This window comes from Actinocrinis sp. (genome assembly GCF_035946395.1).
GTDB lineage: Bacteria > Actinomycetota > Actinomycetes > Streptomycetales > Catenulisporaceae > Actinocrinis.
The window spans coordinates 1-20,784 of the sequence record NZ_DASYZI010000361.1 but is presented as its reverse complement, the minus strand read 5'-3'; the positions used below and the strand labels follow the sequence as shown (position 1 = coordinate 20,784).

Annotated in this window: 18 protein-coding genes; 5 read left to right on the top strand and 13 right to left on the bottom strand. The window is 70.0% G+C overall.

Going from position 1 to position 20,784, the window contains the following annotated elements:
- Together VGS97_RS22445 and VGS97_RS22440 are read right to left on the bottom strand one after the other, a co-directional pair.
- Positions 1-668, bottom strand: a 668-nt coding sequence (locus tag VGS97_RS22445; RefSeq protein WP_326855600.1) for a 1-phosphofructokinase family hexose kinase, incomplete at its 3' end; no start/stop codon positions are given.
- A complete protein-coding gene (locus VGS97_RS22440; protein ID WP_326855599.1) occupies positions 665-1,426 on the bottom strand; it encodes a DeoR/GlpR family DNA-binding transcription regulator in 762 nt (253 codons plus the stop codon). The genes VGS97_RS22445 and VGS97_RS22440, both read right to left, overlap by 4 nt.
- 176 nt (positions 1,427-1,602) lie before the next feature.
- Between VGS97_RS22440 and VGS97_RS22435 the strand changes: the two genes are divergently transcribed.
- From VGS97_RS22435 to VGS97_RS22425, 3 genes are all read left to right on the top strand, one after another.
- The gene (locus tag VGS97_RS22435) at positions 1,603-2,574 is read left to right on the top strand and encodes a sigma-70 family RNA polymerase sigma factor (RefSeq protein ID WP_326855598.1); all 972 of its coding nucleotides are present in this window, start codon (positions 1,603-1,605) and stop codon (positions 2,572-2,574) included.
- Between the two features lie 136 nt (positions 2,575-2,710).
- Positions 2,711-3,451 (top strand): DUF899 domain-containing protein, encoded by a 741-nt coding sequence (locus tag VGS97_RS22430; RefSeq protein ID WP_326855597.1) that lies wholly within the window; start codon positions 2,711-2,713, stop codon positions 3,449-3,451.
- Between the two features lie 38 nt (positions 3,452-3,489).
- On the top strand, positions 3,490-4,068 hold the full coding sequence (locus VGS97_RS22425; RefSeq protein ID WP_326855596.1) for a DUF5134 domain-containing protein: 579 nt from the start codon (positions 3,490-3,492) through the stop codon (positions 4,066-4,068).
- Here the strand turns inward: VGS97_RS22425 and VGS97_RS22420 are convergent.
- Positions 4,065-4,451, bottom strand: a complete 387-nt coding sequence (locus VGS97_RS22420; protein WP_326855595.1) for a YccF domain-containing protein — start codon at positions 4,449-4,451, stop codon at positions 4,065-4,067. The two genes, VGS97_RS22425 and VGS97_RS22420, sit on opposite strands and share 4 nt — an antisense overlap.
- Before the next feature lie 300 nt (positions 4,452-4,751).
- Here VGS97_RS22420 and VGS97_RS22415 point away from each other — a divergent pair, with 300 nt between their 5' ends.
- Positions 4,752-5,729: a hypothetical protein gene (locus VGS97_RS22415; protein ID WP_326855594.1), complete on the top strand. Its 978-nt coding sequence runs from the start codon at positions 4,752-4,754 to the stop codon at positions 5,727-5,729.
- A 94-nt stretch (positions 5,730-5,823) separates the two neighbouring features.
- On the opposite strand, the gene VGS97_RS22410 is transcribed toward VGS97_RS22415, so the two are convergent.
- From VGS97_RS22410 to VGS97_RS22370, 9 genes are all read right to left on the bottom strand, one after another.
- On the bottom strand, positions 5,824-6,621 hold the full coding sequence (locus VGS97_RS22410; RefSeq protein WP_326855593.1) for an enoyl-CoA hydratase-related protein: 798 nt from the start codon (positions 6,619-6,621) through the stop codon (positions 5,824-5,826).
- On the bottom strand, positions 6,618-7,235 hold the full coding sequence (locus VGS97_RS22405) for a TetR/AcrR family transcriptional regulator (protein ID WP_349262225.1): 618 nt from the start codon (positions 7,233-7,235) through the stop codon (positions 6,618-6,620). The genes VGS97_RS22410 and VGS97_RS22405 overlap by 4 nt, the downstream gene beginning before the upstream one ends.
- Positions 7,225-8,403 carry an acyl-CoA dehydrogenase family protein gene (locus tag VGS97_RS22400; RefSeq protein ID WP_326855591.1) on the bottom strand — a complete coding sequence of 393 codons (1,179 nt, stop codon included), beginning with the start codon at positions 8,401-8,403 and terminating at the stop codon, positions 7,225-7,227. Before VGS97_RS22400 ends, VGS97_RS22405 begins: the two co-directional genes overlap by 11 nt.
- A gap of 3 nt (positions 8,404-8,406) precedes the next feature.
- Complete coding sequence (locus VGS97_RS22395; RefSeq protein WP_326855590.1) at positions 8,407-10,374, bottom strand: acetyl/propionyl/methylcrotonyl-CoA carboxylase subunit alpha; 1,968 nt, start codon at positions 10,372-10,374, stop codon at positions 8,407-8,409.
- A 33-nt stretch (positions 10,375-10,407) separates the two neighbouring features.
- Positions 10,408-11,943, bottom strand: coding sequence for an acyl-CoA carboxylase subunit beta (locus tag VGS97_RS22390; protein ID WP_414641794.1), 1,536 nt, complete (start codon positions 11,941-11,943; stop codon positions 10,408-10,410).
- 53 nt (positions 11,944-11,996) lie between these two features.
- The gene (locus VGS97_RS22385; RefSeq protein WP_326855588.1) at positions 11,997-13,706 is read right to left on the bottom strand and encodes an acyclic terpene utilization AtuA family protein; all 1,710 of its coding nucleotides are present in this window, start codon (positions 13,704-13,706) and stop codon (positions 11,997-11,999) included.
- A gap of 95 nt (positions 13,707-13,801) precedes the next feature.
- Positions 13,802-14,611, bottom strand: coding sequence for an SAM-dependent methyltransferase (locus VGS97_RS22380; RefSeq protein ID WP_326855587.1), 810 nt, complete (start codon positions 14,609-14,611; stop codon positions 13,802-13,804).
- A 205-nt stretch (positions 14,612-14,816) separates the two neighbouring features.
- Positions 14,817-17,288 (bottom strand): glycoside hydrolase family 3 N-terminal domain-containing protein, encoded by a 2,472-nt coding sequence (locus VGS97_RS22375; protein ID WP_326855586.1) that lies wholly within the window; start codon positions 17,286-17,288, stop codon positions 14,817-14,819.
- Between the two features lie 238 nt (positions 17,289-17,526).
- Positions 17,527-18,168: a DUF2461 domain-containing protein gene (locus tag VGS97_RS22370; RefSeq protein WP_326855585.1), complete on the bottom strand. Its 642-nt coding sequence runs from the start codon at positions 18,166-18,168 to the stop codon at positions 17,527-17,529.
- 307 nt (positions 18,169-18,475) lie between these two features.
- On the opposite strand from VGS97_RS22370, the gene VGS97_RS22365 reads away from it, so the two are divergent.
- Positions 18,476-19,594 carry a TIGR03118 family protein gene (locus VGS97_RS22365; RefSeq protein WP_326855584.1) on the top strand — a complete coding sequence of 373 codons (1,119 nt, stop codon included), beginning with the start codon at positions 18,476-18,478 and terminating at the stop codon, positions 19,592-19,594.
- 271 nt (positions 19,595-19,865) lie between these two features.
- Here the strand turns inward: VGS97_RS22365 and VGS97_RS22360 are convergent, their stop codons facing one another.
- Complete coding sequence (locus VGS97_RS22360) at positions 19,866-20,666, bottom strand: C1 family peptidase (protein WP_326855583.1); 801 nt, start codon at positions 20,664-20,666, stop codon at positions 19,866-19,868.
- Positions 20,667-20,784: the final 118 nt, after the last annotated feature.

The following is a 20,784-nucleotide window of genomic DNA, read 5'->3' as shown; positions in this document are numbered from 1 at the left end:
GCGCCGAGGCTGGCGAGCACGCTGCCGGCGCCGAGCGCGCGCAGGCTGCGTGCCGCCTCGATCACGTCGCCGAGATCGCGCAGCGGCGCGCCGACCGCCTCGGCCAGTTCGTCCCGGTTCGGCTTGACCAGATCGGGGCCGGCCGCGACGGCGCAGAGCAGTGCCGGGCCGCTGGTGTCCACCGCGACGCGGATGCCCGCGGCGGCGAACTGCGCCGTGAACCCAGCGTAGACGTCCACGGGTACGTCCGGCGGCAGACTGCCGCACATCACGACCCAGTCGGCCGTGCCCGCGCAGCCGAGTATGGCCCGCGCGACCGCATGGAACTCGGCGACGGTCAGCGGCGCGCCCGGCTCGTTCACCTTGGTGACGGCGCCGTCCGCCTCCACGAGGGTGACGTTGGAGCGGGTGCGCGCGGCGATCGGCACCGCCACCGCGGGAACCTGCTCCTCGGCGAGCAGCCGGACCAGTTGCTCGCCCTCCGCGCCGCCGCTCGGGATCACCGCGCGCGAGCCGACGCCGTTGGCCAGCAGCGCCCGCGCGACGTTCACCCCCTTGCCGCCCGGATCGAGGTGCGCTGGGGCGGCGCGCAGCACCGCGCCGCGCGAGAGCGCGTCCACCTCGAAGGTCCGGTCGAGGCTCGGATTGAGCGTGAGCGTGACGATCATGCCCGCACCACGCGCACGCCGCGCTGCTCGAAGTCCGCCGCCGTCTCATCGTCGAGCCCTGAATCGGTGATCAGGGCGTCGAGACCGGACAGGTCGCCGAAGCGGGCCAGGCAGTCGTTGCCGAACTTGGTGTGGTCGGCCAGCAGGACGGCACGGCGCGCCGCGCCGATCATCGCCCGCTTCACCGCGGCCTCGGCCAGGTCGGGGGTGGTCAGGCCGTGCGCGGTCGACACGCCGTTGGTGGCCATGAACGCCACGTCCACGCACAGCTGGGAGAGCGGGGCCAGCGACCACTCGTCGACGGTCGCCAGGGTCCTGCCGCGCACCCGGCCGCCGAGCAGCAGCACGGTCAGGTTCGCCCTGGTGGCCAGCTTGGTGGCCAGCGCGGGGGAGTTGACCACGACGGTCAGCTCGCGGTCCGCGGGCAACACGTCGACCAGCCGGCCGGTGGTGGTCCCGGCGTCGATGACCACCGAGCCCTCCTCGGGCAGCTCGGCGAGCGCGGCCTTCGCGATGCGCTCCTTCTCCGCGGTCATCACCGCGTCCCGGGTGGCGACCGCCGGCTCGAAGCCCAGCCGCTCGACCGGGATCGCGCCGCCGTGCACCCGCCGCACCACTCCGGCGCGCTCCAGCACGGTCAGGTCGCGCCGCACCGTCTCGGTGGTCACCGCGAGCTCGGTGGCCAGGCCCACCACGTCCACCCGGCCGTGCGCGCGCGCCTTGGCCAGGATGGCCTGCTGGCGCTCCTCCGCGTACATGATGTTGGATTCACCGCCAATCGATGTTGCCTTTGCATTGTTTACACCCGTATATGTGGCGAGTCAACGAGTAGCCGTCACCTGATCTGCGGGCCGCTGTACCGCGAAACCAACAGAAACACAGAAGATGTTCACGGCTTCAGCGGCTGTCAGCGGCCCGGCCTAGGATCGGCTCCATGTCCGCAAGCGCAACCGCAGTCGAGCTCGCCGTGTTCGAGCCGGATCGGTTCGAACAGCATCGGCGCGAGCTGACCGGTTACTGCTACCGCATGCTCGGCTCCTCCTTCGAGGCCGAGGACGCGGTGCAGGAGACGATGATCCGCGCCTGGCGGGCGCAGGACGCCTTCGAGGGCCGGTCCTCCGTGCGCACCTGGCTGCATCGCGTCGCCACCAACGTGTGCCTCGACATGCTGCGCAGCCGCAAACGCCGGGCGCTGCCGATGGGGCTCGTGCCGGTCTCGACCGCCGACGTGGCCGACATCGGTCCGAAACTGCACGAGAGCATGTGGGTGCTGCCGGTTCCGGACGACCGGGTGTTGTCCGACCACGCCGATCCCGCGCAGGTGGCGGCGCAGCGCGACAGTGTCCGTCTCGCGTTCCTCGCCGCGCTCCAGCACCTGCCGGGCCGGCAGCGTGCGGTGCTGCTGCTGCGCGATGTGCTCGGCTGGTCCGCGGCGGAGGTGGCCGAGTTGCTCGACGCCACGGTCGCCTCCGTGAACAGCGCGCTGCAACGGGCCCGCGCCACGCTCGCCGCGCACGACCCCGGGGCCGCGACGCAGCCGGACGACGCCACGCGCCGCGAACTGCTCGCCGAGTTCATGGACGCCTTCGAGCGGTACGACGTGGCCCGGATCACCAGGATGCTGCACGACGACGCCATCCAGTCGATGCCGCCGTACGCGCTGTGGATCAGCGGCGCGGACGAGATCGCGCGATGGATGACCGGTCCGGGCGCCGGGTGCGAGGGGTCACGCGTCATACCCGTCGCGGCGAACGGCACGATCGCCTTCGCGCAGTATCGTCGCGGGGGCGCGGAGCCGTGGGCGATCCAGACGCTGTGGCTCGACGGCCGCCGCATCCGCCAGATCCACACGTTCCTGCTGCCGGAGCAGCTGTTCCCGCTCTTCGGTGTGCCGATGTCGCTCTGAACGCGGCTCTTTGACATGGCGCTGACCCGCTGAGCGAAAATTCCTCCCGGCGACCGATGAGTTCCGCGCGCTCGTTTCGTCCAAGCGAGTGAAAGCCGATCCGGCACACGGAACAGCACGGAACCTGGAGGTTCGGATGAGTCTTCCGCAGGTCGTCTCGCGCGAGCAGTGGCTCGAAGCCCGCAGGCAGTTGCTGGTCAGGGAGAAGGAGCTGACCCGGGCGCGCGACGCACTCAACGCCGACCGTCGCCGGCTGCCGATGGTCCGGGTCGACAAGCCGTACGTCTTCGAGGGTCCGCGGGGCACGGCCTCGCTGGCGGATCTGTTCGACGGCCGCCGCCAGCTCGTCGTGCAGCACGTGATGTTCGACCCGTCCTGGGACGATGCCTGCCAGAGCTGTTCGGCCTCGATCGACGAGCTGTCCGCGGGCCTGATCGCGCATCTGAACGTCCGTGAGACCAGCTTCGCTCTCGTCTCTCGCGCGCCGCTGGCGAAGATCGAGGACTACCGGGCCCGGCGCGGCTGGAGCTACCCCTGGTACTCGTCGCAGGGCACCGACTTCAACTACGACTTCCACGTCACGCTGGACGGGTCGGTGGCCCCGGTCGAGTTCAACTACCGCACCGCGGACGAACTGAAGCGCGCCGGGATGGACTGGGTGCTCGAAGGCTCGTGCGAGATGCCCGGCTACAGCTGCTTCCTGCGCGACGGCGACGCGATCTACCACACCTACTCGACCTTCGCCCGCGGCACCGAGCAGCTCGGCGGCTCGTACGGCGTCCTGGACTGGACCGCGCTCGGCCGCCAGGAGGCCTGGGAAGAGCCCAAGGGCCGGGTGGAGAAGCCGCACGGCGCCGACCCGAGCTTCACGGACTGACGGGGACGTCCCGGGGGACGCGGGGAAGGGAGGCGACCGTGACCGGAACGGCCGTGAATTGGCTGATCGGCGCGGCTCTGGCCACGGTCGCCTCCGTCGCGGGCCGACGCCTGGTGCGGTGGCGTCGGTCTCGCGCGGGGACGCGGCGGCTGGATTCGGCCGTTCACCTCGTGATGGCGTTCGGCATGGCCGCGATGCTGGCACCCGCCGACATGGTCCCGACGACTGCGCTTCTGCCGGCACTGCGATGGAGCTTTGCGGGTCTGGCTCTTGCGCTGCTGCTGTCGCGTGGCGGCCACCTCCTGCACCACGCCGTCATGGCGGGCGTCATGGCCCTGATGGCCGAGCCGCCGCGCCACACCGCCGCCTCGGCGATGGCGCCCGGGATGTTGATGCCGACGCCGATGCAGTCAGGCGTGTCCGAGTCCTCGCCGTTGTTGCTCGCGGCGTTCGGTTACGCGTGCGTGTCAGCGCTCGTCATCGCTTGGCGGTTGCCTGCCCCCGCCCACAGCCGGGCCACCCACGGTGGCGCGCACGGCGCGGTCGATCCGCTCGGGCGCGCGTGCGAGGTCGTGATGTTCATGAGCATGGCCGTGATGCTGCTCCTGATGGTCTAGATCGTCGGCGTCCCGGACCGGACGATCCGCACGCCGAGCGGGACCAGCGAGATCGGGATCAGCTTGAAGTTCGCCAGCGCCAGCGGGATTCCGATGATCGTCAGGAACAACAGCAGGCCGGTGACCAGATGACCGGTCGCGAGCCACCACCCGGCCAGGAGGATCCACAGCACGTTGCCGATCAGCGAGGCGGCGCCGGCGTCGCGGCGCACCTCGATCGTGCGCCCGAACGGCCAGAGCGCGTAGTCGGCGATGCGGAACGACGCGATGCCGAACGGGATCGTGATGATCAGGGCGAAGCAGAGCAGTCCCGCGAGCGCGTAGAGGATCGCCATCCACAGTCCGCACAGCACCAGCCAGATGACGTTCAGCACGAATCTCATGGCTTCAGCACACCGCATCCCGCCGCTTATCGCACGTGGATGACTGCTCAGGAGTGATTAGAGGGTTTTCCCCATTTTTAGCGGGTTCAGCGGCCTTTGCGCGCCCGGCCTAGAGACACCCGCTCGTTTTGGTAGTCGAATGCGACCGGGTTGCACGCCGTTTCGGGCCGGCTACAGCTCAACGCGATCCGGAACAGCTCACTGGTTCGAACCACCCGCGGCTGCAATCCTGCGACACCCCGTCATTACCCACTGCGCGGCCCGCGGGCCGCTCGGGGAACCATCGCAAGGAGTTCACCCATGATCGACATCAACGGCACGGGAGATCCCCGCGCCGCTCGCCGTATGCCGCGGTCGCGCCGGACCGTGGCGGCGCTCGGCACCATCGCCCTGGTCGCCTCCGGCGCCGCGCTGTCCCCCGGTGCGGCGTCGGCCGCTGCGGTCGGATCCGGTGCAGCCGCGTCGAACGGCGTCGTGCACTACGTGTACACGCACGGCCACACCGTCCGCGTCGAGACGCACGGCCGCTTCGGCGTGACCTACGAGCACGGCGCCAAGTCGCACGTGCGGCCGCTCGCCAGCGGCGGCCTGCTCTACAACGGCGGTCCGGTGGAGCACAACCCGACCGTTTACCTCGTCTTCTGGGGATCCCAGTGGGACAGCGACGGCAACGGCGTGCAGCAGTACCTCCAGGGCTTCTTCGGCGGGCTCGGCGGCTCCGGGGACAACTGGTCCACGATCACGACCCAGTACCCTGACAACGTCGGGTCGCCCTCGTTCAACGGCTCGGTGCTCGGCGGCACCTGGGTCGACGACTCCGCCCCGGCGCCCGCCAACGCCGCGCAGTCCGACATCGCCGCCGAGGCGCAGGTCGGCGCGCAGTTCTTCGGCGTCTCCGGTCCGGACGCGGACGTGTTCGTGGTCAGCCCGAGCGGCACCAGCCCGGACGGCTTCCCGAACACCGGATTCTGCGCCTGGCACGACTGGAACGGCACCACGGCCTACACCAACATGCCGTACGTGCTCGACGCGGGCAGTGGCTGCGGGGCCAACTCGGTGCAGAGCCCGCTCGACGGGTTCAGCATCGTCGGCGGGCACGAATACGCCGAGGCGATCACCGACCCCGAGCCGGCCAGCGGCTGGGTCGACGCGAGCGGCTCGGAGATCGGCGACCTGTGCGCCTGGCAGGGGTTGACCACCCTGGGGCTGTCCACGGGCAGCTACGCGATCCAACCGCTGTGGAGCAACAACGCGGGCGGCTGTGTCGCGTCTGGCTGACCGGACGGTGACCGGCATCCTGCCAGAATGATACGGATCTGATGGCCCGGGCGAGTGATCCTCGTTCGGGCCATTACCCGTCAGCGCCGTCAGACTATGTCGGCGGACGATTCATGGCCTGCGGAACCCAGCGCGGGGGCCGCTTCTCCGCAAAGGCGCGCATGCCCTCGCGGCCTTCGTCGCTTGCGAAGTGCTCCTCCGAGAGGCGCCGCATCCGCTCGAAGTCGTCGTGCATCGCGGCGGCACCGTTCACCGTGTGGCGCTCGGCGAGCAGCGCCTTCGTCGCGATGAGCGCGTTGGGGCCGCCGAGCGCGAGCATGTCGGCGTAACGCGTGACCTCGTCGTCGAGGCGGTCGGCGGGGACCGCGCTGTTGATCAGGCCGATGCGCGCGGCACGGTGCGCGTCGAAGGTCTCGCCGGTGAGGAACAGTTCGTGCGCCTGCCGGGGGTCGAGCCGGGGCAGCACGGTCACCGAGATCATCGCCGGGACGACGCCGATGCGCACCTCGGAGAACGCGAAGGTGACGCTCTCGGCGGCGACCGCGATGTCGCAGGCCGCGACGATGCCGATGCCGCCGGCGCGGGCCGGGCCGGCGAGCTTCGCGACGACCGGCTTCGGGCTCGACCACAGCTGTTGCAGGAGCGCGGGGAAGTGGGCGGCCTGGCCGCCGGTGACGCCGCTGCGCGCTTCTTTCAGGTCCATGCCCGCGCAGAAGACCGGGCCGGTGTGATCGAGCACGATCACCCGCGCGGCGTCGTCGTGGACGGATTGCGTCAGGTGCTCGCGAAGCTCCCGCAGCAGCTGGGCGGAAAGCGCGTTGCGGTTGGCCGGCGAGTCCAGGGTGATCGTCGCGACGCCGTGATCCGTACGACGGTGTACGAGCTCATTCATGCTGTGCCGGTCTCTCCCTCTGGATGGTTCAGCGACGCGTCGACGATGCGAGCCCAGGCACGCGCGATGTGCTTGCGGCGGCGCGCATCGTCGGTGAGCAGTCCGGCCAGGCCGAGACCCCGGGCCAGATCGAGCGTCGCCTGAACGATCTCACGGATGCCGGGCTCGTCGTCATCCGCATCGAGCGCGTCGAGTGCCGCTTGGTGCGCGACCCGTCCGACATGCTCTTCGAGCGGGACGACCCGCTCACGCAGCCGGTCGTCCGTGGATGCCTGCACCCATAGATGCAGTGCGGCGCGGAAACTCGGGCCCGTATACAGATCGATCAACAGTTCCACCAGCGCCTCGGTGCGTGCCGCCCCGTTCGGCAGGTGCTGCACCGACTCGCGCAGGTCGGCGATACGCGTCTCGGCGACGTGCCGGATCGCCGCGGTGTACAGGTCCTCCCTGGTCGGGAAGTGGTGCTGGGCGGCACCGCGGGATACGCCGGCGCGCTGCGCCACGACCGCGATCGTGCTGCCGGACCAGCCGAGTTCGGCCAGGCACTCGACCGCCGCGTCGAGCAGCCTGCGGCGCGTGGTGCGGCTGCGCTCCTGGGTGGGCTCATGCACCAGTGCCGGCTCCGTACGATTTCGGCAGGCCCAGGCTGTGCTGCGCGACGAAGTTGAGCACCATCTCCCGGCTGATCGGCGCGATCCGGATCGCCCGGACGACTCCGAGCAGGACGGCGAGCCCGTACTCGGAGGCCATCCCGTTGCCGCCGTGGACCTGGATGGCCTGGTCCACCGCCCTGACCGCCACCTCCGCCGCGGCGTACTTGGCCATGTTGGCCGCTTCGCCCGCGCCGAGGTCGTCGCCCTCGTCGTAGAGTGCGGCGGCCTTCTGCATCATCAGCTTCGCGAGTTCGAGCTCGATCTTGATCTGCGCCAGCGGGTGGGCCAGCCCCTGGTGCGCGCCGATCGGCACGCCCCAGACGCTGCGCTGCCCGGCGTAGGCGACCGCCTTGTCCAGCGCGTAGCGCGCGATGCCGAGCGAGAACGCCGCACCCATGATGCGTTCGGGGTTGAGCCCGGCGAACATCTCGGCGATGTCGGCGTCCTCGGCGCCGACCAGCGCGTCGGCGGGCAGCCGGACGTCGTCGAGGAACAGGCCGAACTGCCGCTCGACGGCGACCAGGTCCATCGGGATCGGCCGGTATTCAAAGCCCGGCGCGTCCGTCGGCACGATGAACAGCGCGGGCCGCAGCTTGCCGGTCCGCGCGTCTTCGCCACGGCCGACGATCATGACGGCGTCCGCTTCGTCGACCCCGGAAATGAATACCTTGCGACCGTTGAGCACCCAGCCGCCGTTCGGGTCCCGGCGCGCGGTGGTCGTCAGCCGGTGCGAGTTGGAACCGGCCTCGGGTTCGGTGATGGCGAAGGACATGAGCACCTCGCCGGTCGCGAAGCGCGGCAGCCAGGCGTTCTTCTGCTCGTCCGTGCCGTACCGGGCGATGACGGTCGCGCAGATCGCCGGGGAGACCAGCATCAGCAGCAGCGGGGCGCCGGCCGCGCAGAGTTCCTCGCACACGGCGGCCAGATCGCTGATCCCGCCTCCGCCGCCGCCGTACTCTTCGGGCACCGCGACGCCGAGGTAGCCGAGCCGTCCCGCCTCGTCCCACAGTTCGGTGGTGTGCCCGCCGCTTCGCGCCCGGCTGAAGTAGTACTCCGGGCCGTAGCTGCGTGCCAGGCCGGACACCGCCTTGCGCAGTGCGATCCGCTCGTCGGACTCGGTGAAGGTCATCGGCTACTCCCGGGTTGTGATGACGGCGAGCACAGCACCCTGATCGACCTGTTGCCCGACCGCGACCGGCAGGTCGGTGACCTGTCCGTCGGTTGGCGCGGCGACCACGTGCTGCATCTTCATGGCTTCCAGCCACAGCAGCGGTTCACCCGCTGCGACGCTCTGCCCGACGGTGACGGCGATACGCAGGACCGTGCCGGGCATCTGCGCGGTCAACGAGCCGGCGGCCAGTGCCCGGCCGGGCTCGGTGAAGCGCGGTACGGGGACGAGTGCGACCGGTCCGAGCGAGGAGTCGACGCACACGAGGCCGGGATAGCGCGCCACGTCGAACGTTCGACACAGGCCGCTGATTTCGAGAACGACTCGATCCGGCGCGGCTTCCACGACCTCGATGTCCTCGGCGCCGAGGACGACTTGGCGGCTGCGAATCGTGTGGTAGGCGACCTCGTGCTCTGCTTCTCCGCAGCGGTAGCGCCGGCGTTGCGGTGCGGACGGCACGTTGCGCCAGCCTGATGGCAGGCGGGCTGCGACACGTGCATCCCGCCGGTTCGCCGCGGCCTGCGCGAGCGCGGCGGCGATGGCGCAGACGCGGTGAGCCTCGTCGTCAGCGAGCGGCTCGGCGACCGTCTGCGCGCGGTGACGCTCCAGAAACGCCGTGTCGGTGTGTCCGGCCAGGAAGGCGTCGTGCCGCAGGATGTTGACGAGCATGTCGCGGTTCGTGCGCAGTCCGTGGATCTTCGCCGCGGCGAGCGCGGCGGCCAGCCGGCGGGCGGCCGCGGCCCGATCGGGTGCCCACGCGATGACCTTCGCGAGCATCGGATCGTAGTGAGTTCCGATCGAGGAACCATGTGTGACGGCGCTGTCGAGCCGGATTCCCGATGCGCCGAGAACGGCGAACCCGACGTGCGCGCCGGGGATTTCGAAGCGGCGCAACATGCCGCTCTGCGGACGCCAGTCGGCTGCGGGGTCCTCGGCGTAGAGGCGCGCCTCGATCGCGTGCCCGTGCGGCGGCGGGGGTTCGGCCGGCAGCCGGTGGCCCTCGGCGACGCGGATCTGCAACGCGACCAGGTCCAGGCCGGTGACGCACTCGGTGACCGGGTGCTCGACTTGCAGACGGGTGTTCATCTCCAGGAAGGAGAACCGGCCGTCGTGCGCGACGAGGAATTCCACCGTTCCGGCGCCGACGTAGTCGATCGCCTTCGCCGCGGTGCGCGCCGCGTCGAACAGCCGGGTGCGCAACTCGTCGTCGACGAACGGGGACGGGGTCTCCTCGACGACCTTCTGGTGCCGCCGCTGGATCGAGCATTCGCGCTCGCCGAGCGTCCACCCGGTGCCATATCGGTCGGCAAGGATCTGCACCTCGATGTGGCGGCCGGCCTCGATGAAGCGTTCGCAGAACACTGTCGGATCGCCGAACGCTGCTGCGGCCTCGGCCCGCGCGTCGGCGACGGCGTCGGCGAGCGCGTCCAGCGAGCGTACGACGCGCATCCCGCGACCGCCGCCGCCCGCCGAGGCCTTCACCAGCACCGGCAGATCCGACTGCGTGATCTGCGAAGGATCGAGTTCGGGCAGCACCGGGACCCCGGCGCGGTCCATGATCCGCTTCGCCGCAACCTTGGAACCCATCGCCTCGACGGCTTCGGGCGGCGGCCCGATCCAGAGCAGACCGGCGTCCACCACGGCACGTGCGAAGGCTGCGTTCTCGGACAGGAAGCCGTAACCCGGGTGCACGGCGTCGGCACCGGCCGCGAGCGCGGCCCCGACGATCAGATCAGGCCGCAGATACGTCTCCGACGGCGCGCTGCCGGGCAGCCGCACTGATACATCGGCCTCGGCGACGTGCAGTGACTCGGCATCGGCATCGGAGAACACTGCGATGCGTGCGATGCCCAACTCGGCGCACGTGCGGAAGACACGCCGCGCGATCTCGCCGCGGTTGGCGACAAGCAGGCTCCTGATGCTCCTGGTCACGACGCCGCTCCTGGCCAGTGCCGTGCTCCTGCGCTACATCCGGAAGACGCCATAGCCTCGCGCCCCCTCGACCGGCGCGTTGTGCACTGCGGACAGGCAGAGGCCGAGCACGGTGCGCGTGTCGCGCGGGTCGATGATCCCGTCGTCGTAGAGCATTCCGGACAGGAACACGGGCAGTGACTCGGCTTCGATCTGCCGCTCGACGCTCGCGCGCATCACCGCGTCGGCCTCCTCGTCGTACGGCGTGCCGCGCCCGGCGGCGGCCTGCCGCGCCACGATCGACAGCACTCCCGCCAGCTGTTGCGGACCCATCACCGCGGCTTTCGCGCTCGGCCAGGCGAACAGGAAGCGGGGTCCGTACGCGCGCCCGCACATGCCGTAGTGCCCGGCGCCGTACGAGGCGCCGATCAGCACCGACAGATGCGGCACCGTCGAATTGGACACCGCGTTGATCATCATCGAACCGTGCTTGATGATGCCGCCCTGTTCGTACTGCCGGCCGACCATGTAGCCGGTGGTGTTGTGCAGGAACAGCAGCGGCGTGTCGCTCTGGTTCGCCAGTTGGACGAACTGCGCGGCCTTCTGCGCCTCCTCGCTGAACAGCACCCCGCGCGCGTTGGCCAGGACGCCGAGCGGATAACCGTGCAGATCGGCCCATCCGGTGACCAGGCTCGGGCCGTACAGCGGTTTGAACTCGTCGAACCGCGAGTCGTCCACGATCCGGGCGATCACCTCGCGCGGGTCGAACGGGACGCGCAGATCCGCCGGCACGATGCCCAGCAGTTCCTCGGGGTCGAAGCGCGGCTCCGCGTAGCCGGGCCTGGGGGTGGGGCCGAGCTTTCGCCGGTTCAGCCGCCGGACGATGGACCGGCCGATGCGGATCGCGTCCTGCTCGTCCGCGGCGAGGTAGTCCGCCAGGCCCGACGTGCGCGCGTGCATCTCGGCGCCGCCGAGCGACTCCTCGTCGGACTGCTCGCCGGTCGCCATCTTCACCAGCGGCGGCCCGCCGAGGAACACCCTCGCCCGGTCCTTGACCATGACCACGTAGTCGGACATGCCGGGCAGGTACGCGCCGCCGGCCGTGGAACTGCCGAACACGAGCGCGACGGTCGGGACGCGTGCGGCGGAGGAGGTGGTCAGATCGCGGAAGGTCTGGCCGCCCGGGATGAAGATCTCCTTCTGCGCGGGCAGGTCGGCGCCCGCGGACTCGACCAGGTTGATCACCGGCAGCCGGTTCTCGGCCGCGATCCGTGCCGCGCGCAGTCCCTTTTTCAGGCTCGACGGGTTGCTCGCCCCGCCCTTGACCGTCGGGTCGTTGGCGATGATCACGCACTCGGTGTCTTCGACCACGCCGATCCCGGTCACCATGCTGCCGCCGACGTGGTGCTCGGTGCCCCAGCCGGCCAGCGGGGACAGTTCGAGGAACGGCGCGTCCTCATCGAGCAGCAGTTCCACGCGCTCGCGGGCGAGCAGTTTGCCGCGTGCGCGGTGCCGCTCGACGTAGCGCGGGCCGCCGCCGGCGACCGCCTTCGCGTGTTCGGCCGCGATCTCGGCGAGCCTCTCCAGCATCGCCTCCCGGTTCGCCGCGCACCGGGCCGTGTCGAGCGCGGACTCGAACACGCTCACAGCAGCGCCTCCGGCAGGTCGACGTGCCGGGAGCGCAGCCATTCGCCGAGCGCCTTGGCCTGCGGGTCGAACCGGGCCTGCGCCGCGACGCCCTCGCCGAGCAGTCCCTCGACGACGAAATTCAGTGCCCGCAGATTCGGCAGCGAGTAGCGGCGCACGGTCAGCGTGGCGGTCTCCGGCAGCAGGCGCCGCAGTTCGGCGACGGTCAGGTGGTGTGCGAGCCAGCGCCAGGCCTCGTCCGAGCGCGCCCACACCCCGAGGTTCGCGTCCCCGGCCTTGTCACCGCTGCGCGCGCCGAACACCGCGCCGAGCGGCGCACGGCGCGTCGGGCCGCCGGGGAGCGGTTCGGGAAGCGGCGGCTCGTCCGCGTCCGACAGCTCCAGCGCTTGCGCGGCGGGCGCGATGTCCACTCGTGATCCGTCCGGCAGCACCGTGACATGCGGAACCCGTATGCGATCCACGAATGCTGACGTGCACACGCCGTATGCGGTCGCGTCGGAGGGCGGGGCGGTGACATGGAAGCCGGGATAGCCGGCCAGCGCGAGTTCCACGGCGGCGGAGCTGAACGCCCGGCCGGCAGTGCCCTGATCGGCGTCCCGGACCGCGCAGTGCAGCAGGGCGCTGGCTCGCTGTTCGGTGTCGGCGTCCTCGTGGTCCGTGCGCGCGAGCGTCCAGCGGATCTGCGCGGGCGGGCGATCGCCGAGCGCGCGGGTGAGCTGTTCGCGTACGAGTGCTGCTTTGGCGTCGATGTCCAGCCCGGTGAGCACGAACGTCGCCTCGTTGCGGAATCCGCCGAGCGTGTTGAGGCACACCTTGAGCGCCGGCGGCGGCGGCTCGCCTCGCGTCCCGCTGATGCGCACTCGATCGGGGCCGTCTTCGGTCAGCGTTACGGTGTCGAAGCGCGCGGTCGCGTCGGGTCCGGCGTATCGCGCACCGGTGATCTCGTACACCAGCTGAGCCGTGACCGTGCCGATGGTGACGGCGCCTCCGGAGCCCGGGTGCTTGGTGATCACGCTGGAACCGTCGGCGCTAATCTCGGCGATCGGGAAGCCGGGTGAGGCGAGGCCGGCCTCCGACTCGGTCAACTCGGTGAAGAACGCGTAGTTGCCGCCGGTGGCCTGCGCGCCGCACTCGATCACGTGCCCCGCGACCATTGCGCCGGCCAGCGCGTCGTAGTCGTCCCGGGCCCAGCCGAAATGCGCGGCGGCCGGGCCGACGACCAGCGACGCGTCGGTCACCCGGCCGGTGACGACGACGTCGGCGCCGCGCACGAGGCACTCGCGGATGCCCCAGGCGCCCAGGTACGCGTTGGCGGTCAGCGGCGTCCCGAATCCGAACTCGGCGGCTCGGGCGAGCAGGTCGTCGCCCTCGACGTGCGCCACCGCGACGTCGAGACCGAGTTTCTCCGCGAGCTCGCGCACCGCGCGGGCCAGCCCGGCCGGGTTCACCCCGCCCGCGTTCGCGACGATCTTGACGCCGAGTTCCCTGGCCAGCCCCAGGTTCTCCTCAAGCTGCCGCAGGAACGTGCGCGCGTAGCCGCGAGCAGGGTCCTTCATCCGGTCGCGGCCGAGGATCAGCATGGTCAGCTCGGCGAGATAGTCCCCGGTCAGCACGTCGACCGGCCCGCCGGTCAGCATCTCGCGCACCGCCGAGAGCCGGTCTCCGTAGAACCCGGAGGCGTTGGCGATCCGCAGCGGTTCGGTCACAGCGTGAGCTTCGCACGCCCGGCGGGGCAAAACAAGCTCGCGCGCTTGTTTTTACTCCGGCCGCAGGGCGCGCCGGCCCGGGGCGGCGATGTGGCCTACGGCTTGTAACCCAGGGCTCCGTAGAGGCCCGTCCACGTCGGCTCCTCGCCGGGATCGAGGCGCCACTGGGAGACCGAGACGAGGCCGGGATCGAGCAGCCGGAATCCGTCGAAGAAGCCGAGCACCTGGTCGCGGGTGCGCATGTGCAGCGAGGCCGTCGTACCTCGGTACACGTCGAGCAGCTCCTCGATCGGTTCGACGCTCTGCGGGGGCGCCCCGTCCGCGGTCGCGTGCGAGAGGATCAGGAAGCTGCCGGAAGGCAGGGCGTCGCGCAGTTCGGCGAGGATCCGGTGCGGCTCGTCCGCGTCGCCGACGAAGTGCATCAACGCGACGAGTTGCAGTGCCACCGGCCGGCCGAAGTCGATCAGGCCCTCGGCGTGCGCACGCGCGATGATCGAGGCGGGCTGCCGCACGTCGCCGAGAAGGAACGCGGTGTGGCCGACTCCGGTCAGGCGCGCGGTGGCGTGCACGCCGACGATCGGGTCGTTGTCCACGTAGACCACGGTGGTGTCCGGCGCGAGCTCCTGCGCCACCTCGTGGGTGTTCGGCGAGGTCGGGATGCCGGTGCCGATGTCGATGATCTGCCGGATGCCGTACTCCCCGACCACCGTGCGCACCGCGCGGCGCAGGAACGACCGGTTCTTGCGGGCGCCGTCGATGATGCTCGGCATGACCTTGATGATGCGTTGAGCGGCGACCCGATCGACCTCGTAGTTGTCCCGTCCGCCGAGGTAGTAGTCGTACATCCGAGCCGGATGCGGCGTACTGGTGTCGATCTGATCAGCGGTCAGACCGTGCTCGGACACACGTTTCCTCCGTTCGTGGGTGGTGGCCAGACCTCCGATGGTACTGCGAGTTCGCGCATTGGAATATGGGCTATTAGAACACGACCCTTGGCGAACGCCTGGCGACCCCCATTACGCGTGGTGTCGCACCTGTCACTCGGGTGCGACACCACGGCCGATTCATCGGATTGCTGGGGGTGTTTGAGATGTTGAGGTTGGGAGAGGCCTATCGGATGGTGAACGGTGCCGACACGGCGACGTCATACGGCGTCGTGTCGTTCTTGTCGATCTGCACGATGTAGCCGCCCGGTTCGACGCTCGGCGGCGCCGAGGAGTTGATGTCGCCCTGGCTGACGCCCAGCGCCGAGGTCGGGAACGACACGGCGACCTGCTTCGACTGGCCCGGGCCGAGCGTCACGCGAGTGAACCCGACCAGGCGCTGCGGCGGAACGAGCACCGCGCTGACCGGCTGCGCGACGTAGACCGGCACGATGTCCGTGCCCGCCGTCGATCCGGTGTTGGCGACCGTGAACGTCGCGGTGGCGTTGCCGTCCCGCGACACGCTCGGCGTCACCGACAGGTCGGTGGTCTGGAAGGTGGTGTACGACAGGCCGTAGCCGAACGGATAGAGCGGGTTGTAGGCGTGGCCCTGACCCGATCCGGTGCCGGAGAGCTGGTCGAAGAACTTCGGCTGGTCGCCCAGCGGCGAGGGTGCGCCGCCGTTGAAGTCGCCGCCGACGCTCGTGGCGTCCGACGGCCAGCTGATCGACAGCTTGCCGCTCGGGTCGAGCCTGCCGAAGAGCGCGTCGGCGACCGCCTGGCCCGCCTCGGTGCCGCCCTGATACGCCATCAGCACCGCGTTCGCCTTCTCGGCCGCTCCAAGCCCGACCGGACGGCCGGCGAGCACGACCACGACGACCGGCTTCCCGGTGCCTTCGAGCGCTGTGATCAGCGCCTGCTGGTCCGGAGGCAGCGCGGGCGCCGGGTTGTCGCCGAGGCCCTCGGCGTACGCCTTCTCGCCGACGGCGACGACGTACGCGTCCGCCCGGCTCGCGTCGGCCAGCGCCGTGGCCTGGTCGGGCGCGAACATCGCGGCCGAGTCCTCGCCCAGGATGCCCTGCTTCACCGTGGTGCCCGGCGGGATCTGGTCGGCCGGTCCCATGCAGCACACGTGTCCGGCGCCGAAGACGCCCTGCCAGCTGACGCTCCATCCGCCGAGCTGGTTGGTCATCGAGTCGGCGCTCGGCCCGGTGACGACGACCTTGCTGTTCGCGGGCAGGGGTAGTGCGTTGTTCTGGTTGCGCAGCAGCGTGATCGACTCCTGCGCCGCCTTGAGCGTCTGGTCGCGGCCGGAGGTCACCGCGGCGTTGGCGGCGCTCGCGTCTACGCACGGCTTGCCCGGGTCGGCAACGCACGGCTGGTCGAACAGGCCGAGCTGGAACTTCATGGTCAGGATCCGGCGCACGGCCTGGTCGATGCGCGCGTGGGAGATCTTGCCGGAGTTCACGTCCTGTAGGATCGCGGCCTGCCACTGGTCCGGGTTGTTGACGACCATGCCCATGTCCACGCCCGCGTTCACCGCGATGGCGATCGCGCCGGGCAGGTCGGCGGCGATGTGGTACGTGCCCTGCAACGCCTGCACGTCCTGGTAGTCGCTGATCACGACACCCTGGAAACCGAACTGGTCACGCAGCAGGTCGGTGAGCAGGTAGTGCGAGCCGGTGGCGGGTACGCCGTTGATCGAGCCCGAGTCGACCATCACGGCGCCCGGCCCGGCGTCGATCGCGCCCGCGTACGACGGCAGGATCGTGTCCTGGAGGTAGTTCAGCGGCAGCAGCGCCTCGTTGCGGTCGTGGCCGTTGATCGACTGCGAATACCCGGCGAAGTGCTTGACGGTGGCGGAGACCTTCAGTCCGCCGCCCGCGCCCGCCGCTTGCAGGCCCTTGACGTTCGCGGCGCCCATCGCGGCCGACAGGGCCGGTTCCTCGGCCCAGGTCTCGTAGGTGCGGCCCCAGCGGTTGTCCCGCGCGAGGTCCTGAACGGGTGCGAAGTCCCAGTTCCAGCCGGTCGCCCGCAGTGCGTCTGCGGTGACCGCGCCACCGGCCTGCGCGAGCGCGGGATCCCAGGTGGCGCCCATGCCGATCGACTGCGGGAACAGCGGCGCCTGGTACGGGTGGCCGAAGCCGTGCACCGCGTCCACGCCGAAGACCAGCGGGATGTGCAGCCGAGAGTTCTTGATCGCGTACTGCTGGATGGTGTTGTACTCGGTCGCCCAGTCGAAGCCGGTGTTGCCGACACCGCCCTTGCCGGTGGTGTCCGGCGGGTTGTTCGTGCCGCCGGCCAGGACCGAGCCGACGTGGTCGGTGACGAGGATCTTCTGTAGGCAGGCGGGGTTCGGCATGTTCCAGCCGTTGTCGCCGCAGGTGCTGCCGTTCGTGTCGGTCAGCGTGGTGACCAGTTGCTGGTCCATCTGGCCGACCTTCTCGTCCAGCGTCATCGCGCCGAGCAGGGAGTTGACGCGTGCTTGCAGCGGCATGCCCGCGTCGAGCCAGGGCGTGGCCGACGAACTGGCGGACGCGCTGTTGCCGCTGTAGGCGAAGACGGGCAGTGCGATTCCGACCGCCGTGACGGCCGCGATCAGCGCGGCCACTGTTCGGCTGCGGCGGGTGGAATGGGTGATTCTATGCAGAATAGGCATATCTCGACCTCCTCGGGCAGTGCCCCGACGCACTACCGATGGATGGAGAGCGCTTTCACCGATGCAATACAGTCCGAAGCCGAGGCCGCGTCAAGGCGCGTGAAACAAAAACCTGTGTTGTCGCAGGCGTTGGCGGCGCGCGAAATCGCGTTGTGACGTGCATGGATTGACGCCGCGTCGGGGGAACTGCGTGGGTCTGCGTGCGAGCAGAATCAGGGCTAAAGCACTACTGGCCGCGTCAACGGCCGGGTTGGTCCGTCGGGCCGACGTGAGTGTCGAGCCAGGCGCCCAGCGGACGCGCGGCGCGCAGGAACCACGCGATCCGGTCCTTCGCCGCGGCGGTTTCCAGCCAGGGCTCGACCGGCCATTCCTGCCAGGCGATCAGGTCCTTGTTGCGCAGCAGGTCGGCGCGCGGGTGCTCCTTCGGGTAGCCGCGCGGGACGGTCTTGAGCGTCTGCTGGGCCGTGACGGCGATGCCGTCCTTCTCCAGCTTCTCCAACTCGCGGCGCAGCTGCTCGCCGGTGCGGTCGTCGGCGACCGCCTTGCGGTAGCGGTCGACCTGGTCGGACGCCATCATGTGGTACCCGCTGCCGGCCGCCAGCCCGTGCGCGGAGAGCTGGACGTAGCCGCCGCGCGAGAGCGTCGCGCCGATGGCGGTCTTGTACGGCGACTTGTCCTGGCTGAACCGCACGTCGCGGTACGGCCGGAAGATCTTCCCCTCGCCGAACTCGTCCGCCAGCTCGTCGAGCAGTGCGGTCATCGGCGCGAGCACATGCGCGTCGTACGCCGCCTTGTGCTCGGTCCAGTACGTCTTGGAGTTGTCGGCTTCGAGCCCCTCGTAGAACTCCAGCGACTCGGCCGGCCAGCCGTGGAAGGTCACGGCGACTACTCTACCTGCGGGTTGACCGCGGCGCAGGCGAACGACGCGCAACGGGCGTCGTGTCGCGTTGTCGTGCCGCGTCGTTATGGCGGGCCGTCATGTCGGGCCGCGCCGCAATGTTACGGAAGCATTACGATGGTTGGCCGCGGTGGGCCCGCACCCGCGATCCATCCGTTTTGCTGACGTCCCGCAGAACGAACTCGGATCACCGGTCGCATGTCGCCGCGCAGCACCCACGGTCGCCTTTGACACATCATGGCCGGTCAGGAGGCTGCTCCCCGCCCCGCGGCCGGGGGGAGGTCTACACATGCTTCTTTCGAACCGGATCCGGCCGCGCGCGTTGGCCGCGCTCGCGGCGAGTGGCGCGGTCCTGGCCGCGGCCGTGGCCGCCGCGCCCGCCGAGGCCGACAGCGGTCACCTGACAGGGAACGCGTTCCAGCAGACCAATCTGGTCTCGGATCGCACTGACCAGAATGCCATGCTGGTCGACTCCAATCTGATGAACCCGTGGGGCCTGGCGCTCGGCCCCTCGACGCCGATCTGGGTCGCCGACAACGCCAGCGGCGTCGCCACCCTCTACTCGGTCGCCCCCGGCGGCACCGGCGTCTCGAAGGTGGCGCTCACCGTCGCCGTTCCCGGCGGCCGGGCCTCGACCGGTGACGGCCCGAGCCCGACCGGCCAGGTCTTCAACGGCACGACCGGCTTCGTGGTCACGTCGGCCACCGGCAGCGGCCCGGCGCGCTTCCTGTTCTCCTCGGAGTCCGGGCAGATCACCGCCTGGAGCCCGGCGGCCGGCGCGCAGCTGGAGTTCTCGTCCCCGACCGCGGTCTACAAGGGCCTGACGATCGCCACCAGCGACTCGGGCACGTTCCTGTACGCCAGCAACTTCCACGACGGCACCGTGGACGTGTTCGACTCGGCCTTCCACCAGGTGCAGATGCCCGGCGGCTTCACCGACCCGACGATCCCGGACGGCTACGCGCCGTTCGGCATCCAGGAGCTCAACGGCCTGATCTACGTCAGCTACGCGAAGCAGAACGCGCTGAAGCACGACGACGTCGCCGGCGAGGGCCACGGCTTCATCAATGTATTCACTCCGAACGGATTCCGCGTCGAGCGGTTGGTCTCGCACGGCGAGCTGAACTCGCCGTGGGGCATGACCATCGCCCCGTCCGGTTTCGGCCGCTTCGGCGGCGATCTGCTGGCCGGCGACTTCGGCGACGGCCAGATCCACGCCTACGACCCGTTCACCGGGCACTTCCTCGGTGAACTGCGCGACGACCACGGCCAGCCGATCTCCATCGACGGCCTATGGGGTCTGCACTTCGGCACCGCAGCCACCGGCGGTACCGGCACGCTGCTGTTCAGCGCGGGCATCAACGGCGAGCAGGACGGCCTGTTCGGCGCGATCAACCCGGTCAGCTGAAAGCCGGTAAGGCGCGGCGAGACGCGGCAAAGGCAGCAGCAAGGAGGCAGTGAGGCGGCAGTAAGACGGTTCCCCGGGCGGCGTGGTGAGATTCCCGCCGCCCGGGGCGTCACACTTGCTGTCCTGTCGATGTTGTCACGCCGACAAACAAGTCGTAACAACTCCCTACGAGTCGCAACGACTCCCTAAAACTCTCCACGACTCCCTACGACTCGATACGAGTCACCACCACTCGCTACGACTCGATACCACTCGACCTCTCGACCACTCGCTACGACACGACGCGGATCGTCCAGAAGTCGGAGGCCAGCCCCGGCTCAGTCAGATACGCGTATGGCAGGGTGAAGTACCCGGCCTGCCCCCACGACGTGCCCCAGGAGTTGCGTACCAGGAACCGCTGCGAGGTGTCGTCGTAGCCGACTGCGAGCACCGCGTGCCCGCCGATAACCTGCTCGCCGGGCGTCGGCAACTGCGCCTCGCCGCTCTTCGCGACCTCAGGGCTCTCGAAGTCCGCGTAGACGGTGAATCCGAACGTGAACGGGAATCCGGCCGCCAGACAGCCCTTGAGCTGCGCGAGGTGCGGAAGGATCCGGTGGTACGAGACCGCGACCGACTTCGTCGCGTCGGTGTAGCAGCTTTCTGACGGCCGCTGCCCGGCGCGCGCCTGCGGCGGCCACGGCCCGCCGTCGCTGACCGCCGGCGTGTCGTCGTACGGCCACTCGCTCTCCGGGCATACGCCGAGCGTGGCCACGGACTTGATCCCGTCGCGGATCTGTGCGCCCGAGTCGAAGCCCACGTGCCCTTCGGCGGCGCGCTCGTTGTAGTAGATGAACAGCCGCGACGGCATGAAGTCAGTCAACTGCTGGCGCATCAGCTCGAACTCGAACGCCGCGGCGATCGCGTTCGCGGTGCAGCTGCCGATCCTGCCCTGGTCGTAAACCGTCGGCATCTGCGCGCGCAGATCGGCCTGCGGCGGCGCGTTGACCAGCCCGAGCCGCGGCGTGGCGTAGATGTGGTCGCGCGCGTCCGGCAGGTCGGGCACCCAGCCGTAACGTGAAACGGCACGTCCCATAGTGCATCCCCCATCAAGAAGGACGGCGCGTTCCTGGTGGCGTCAACCCCGTGTCGCCACCGCGAAGCCTTCCCCACCCCGCGCGGAACCCGAACGCCGTCGCCTCAGACAGTAACTC

What these genes read in the sequence shown, in the direction of transcription:
- VGS97_RS22440 (WP_326855599.1), bottom strand. Translation starts at nt 1,426, where the DNA reads ATGTACGCGGAGGAGCGCCAGCAGGCCATCCTGGCCAAGGCGCGCGCG.
- VGS97_RS22435 (WP_326855598.1), top strand. Translation starts at nt 1,603, where the DNA reads ATGTCCGCAAGCGCAACCGCAGTCGAGCTCGCCGTGTTCGAGCCGGAT.
- VGS97_RS22430 (WP_326855597.1), top strand. Translation starts at nt 2,711, where the DNA reads ATGAGTCTTCCGCAGGTCGTCTCGCGCGAGCAGTGGCTCGAAGCCCGC.
- VGS97_RS22420 (WP_326855595.1), bottom strand. Translation starts at nt 4,451, where the DNA reads ATGAGATTCGTGCTGAACGTCATCTGGCTGGTGCTGTGCGGACTGTGG.
- VGS97_RS22415 (WP_326855594.1), top strand. Translation starts at nt 4,752, where the DNA reads ATGATCGACATCAACGGCACGGGAGATCCCCGCGCCGCTCGCCGTATG.
- VGS97_RS22410 (WP_326855593.1), bottom strand. Translation starts at nt 6,621, where the DNA reads ATGAATGAGCTCGTACACCGTCGTACGGATCACGGCGTCGCGACGATC.
- VGS97_RS22400 (WP_326855591.1), bottom strand. Translation starts at nt 8,403, where the DNA reads ATGACCTTCACCGAGTCCGACGAGCGGATCGCACTGCGCAAGGCGGTG.
- VGS97_RS22390 (WP_414641794.1), bottom strand. Translation starts at nt 11,943, where the DNA reads ATGCTGGAGAGGCTCGCCGAGATCGCGGCCGAACACGCGAAGGCGGTC.
- VGS97_RS22375 (WP_326855586.1), bottom strand. Translation starts at nt 17,288, where the DNA reads ATGCCTATTCTGCATAGAATCACCCATTCCACCCGCCGCAGCCGAACA.
- VGS97_RS22365 (WP_326855584.1), top strand. Translation starts at nt 18,476, where the DNA reads ATGCTTCTTTCGAACCGGATCCGGCCGCGCGCGTTGGCCGCGCTCGCG.
- VGS97_RS22360 (WP_326855583.1), bottom strand. Translation starts at nt 20,666, where the DNA reads ATGGGACGTGCCGTTTCACGTTACGGCTGGGTGCCCGACCTGCCGGAC.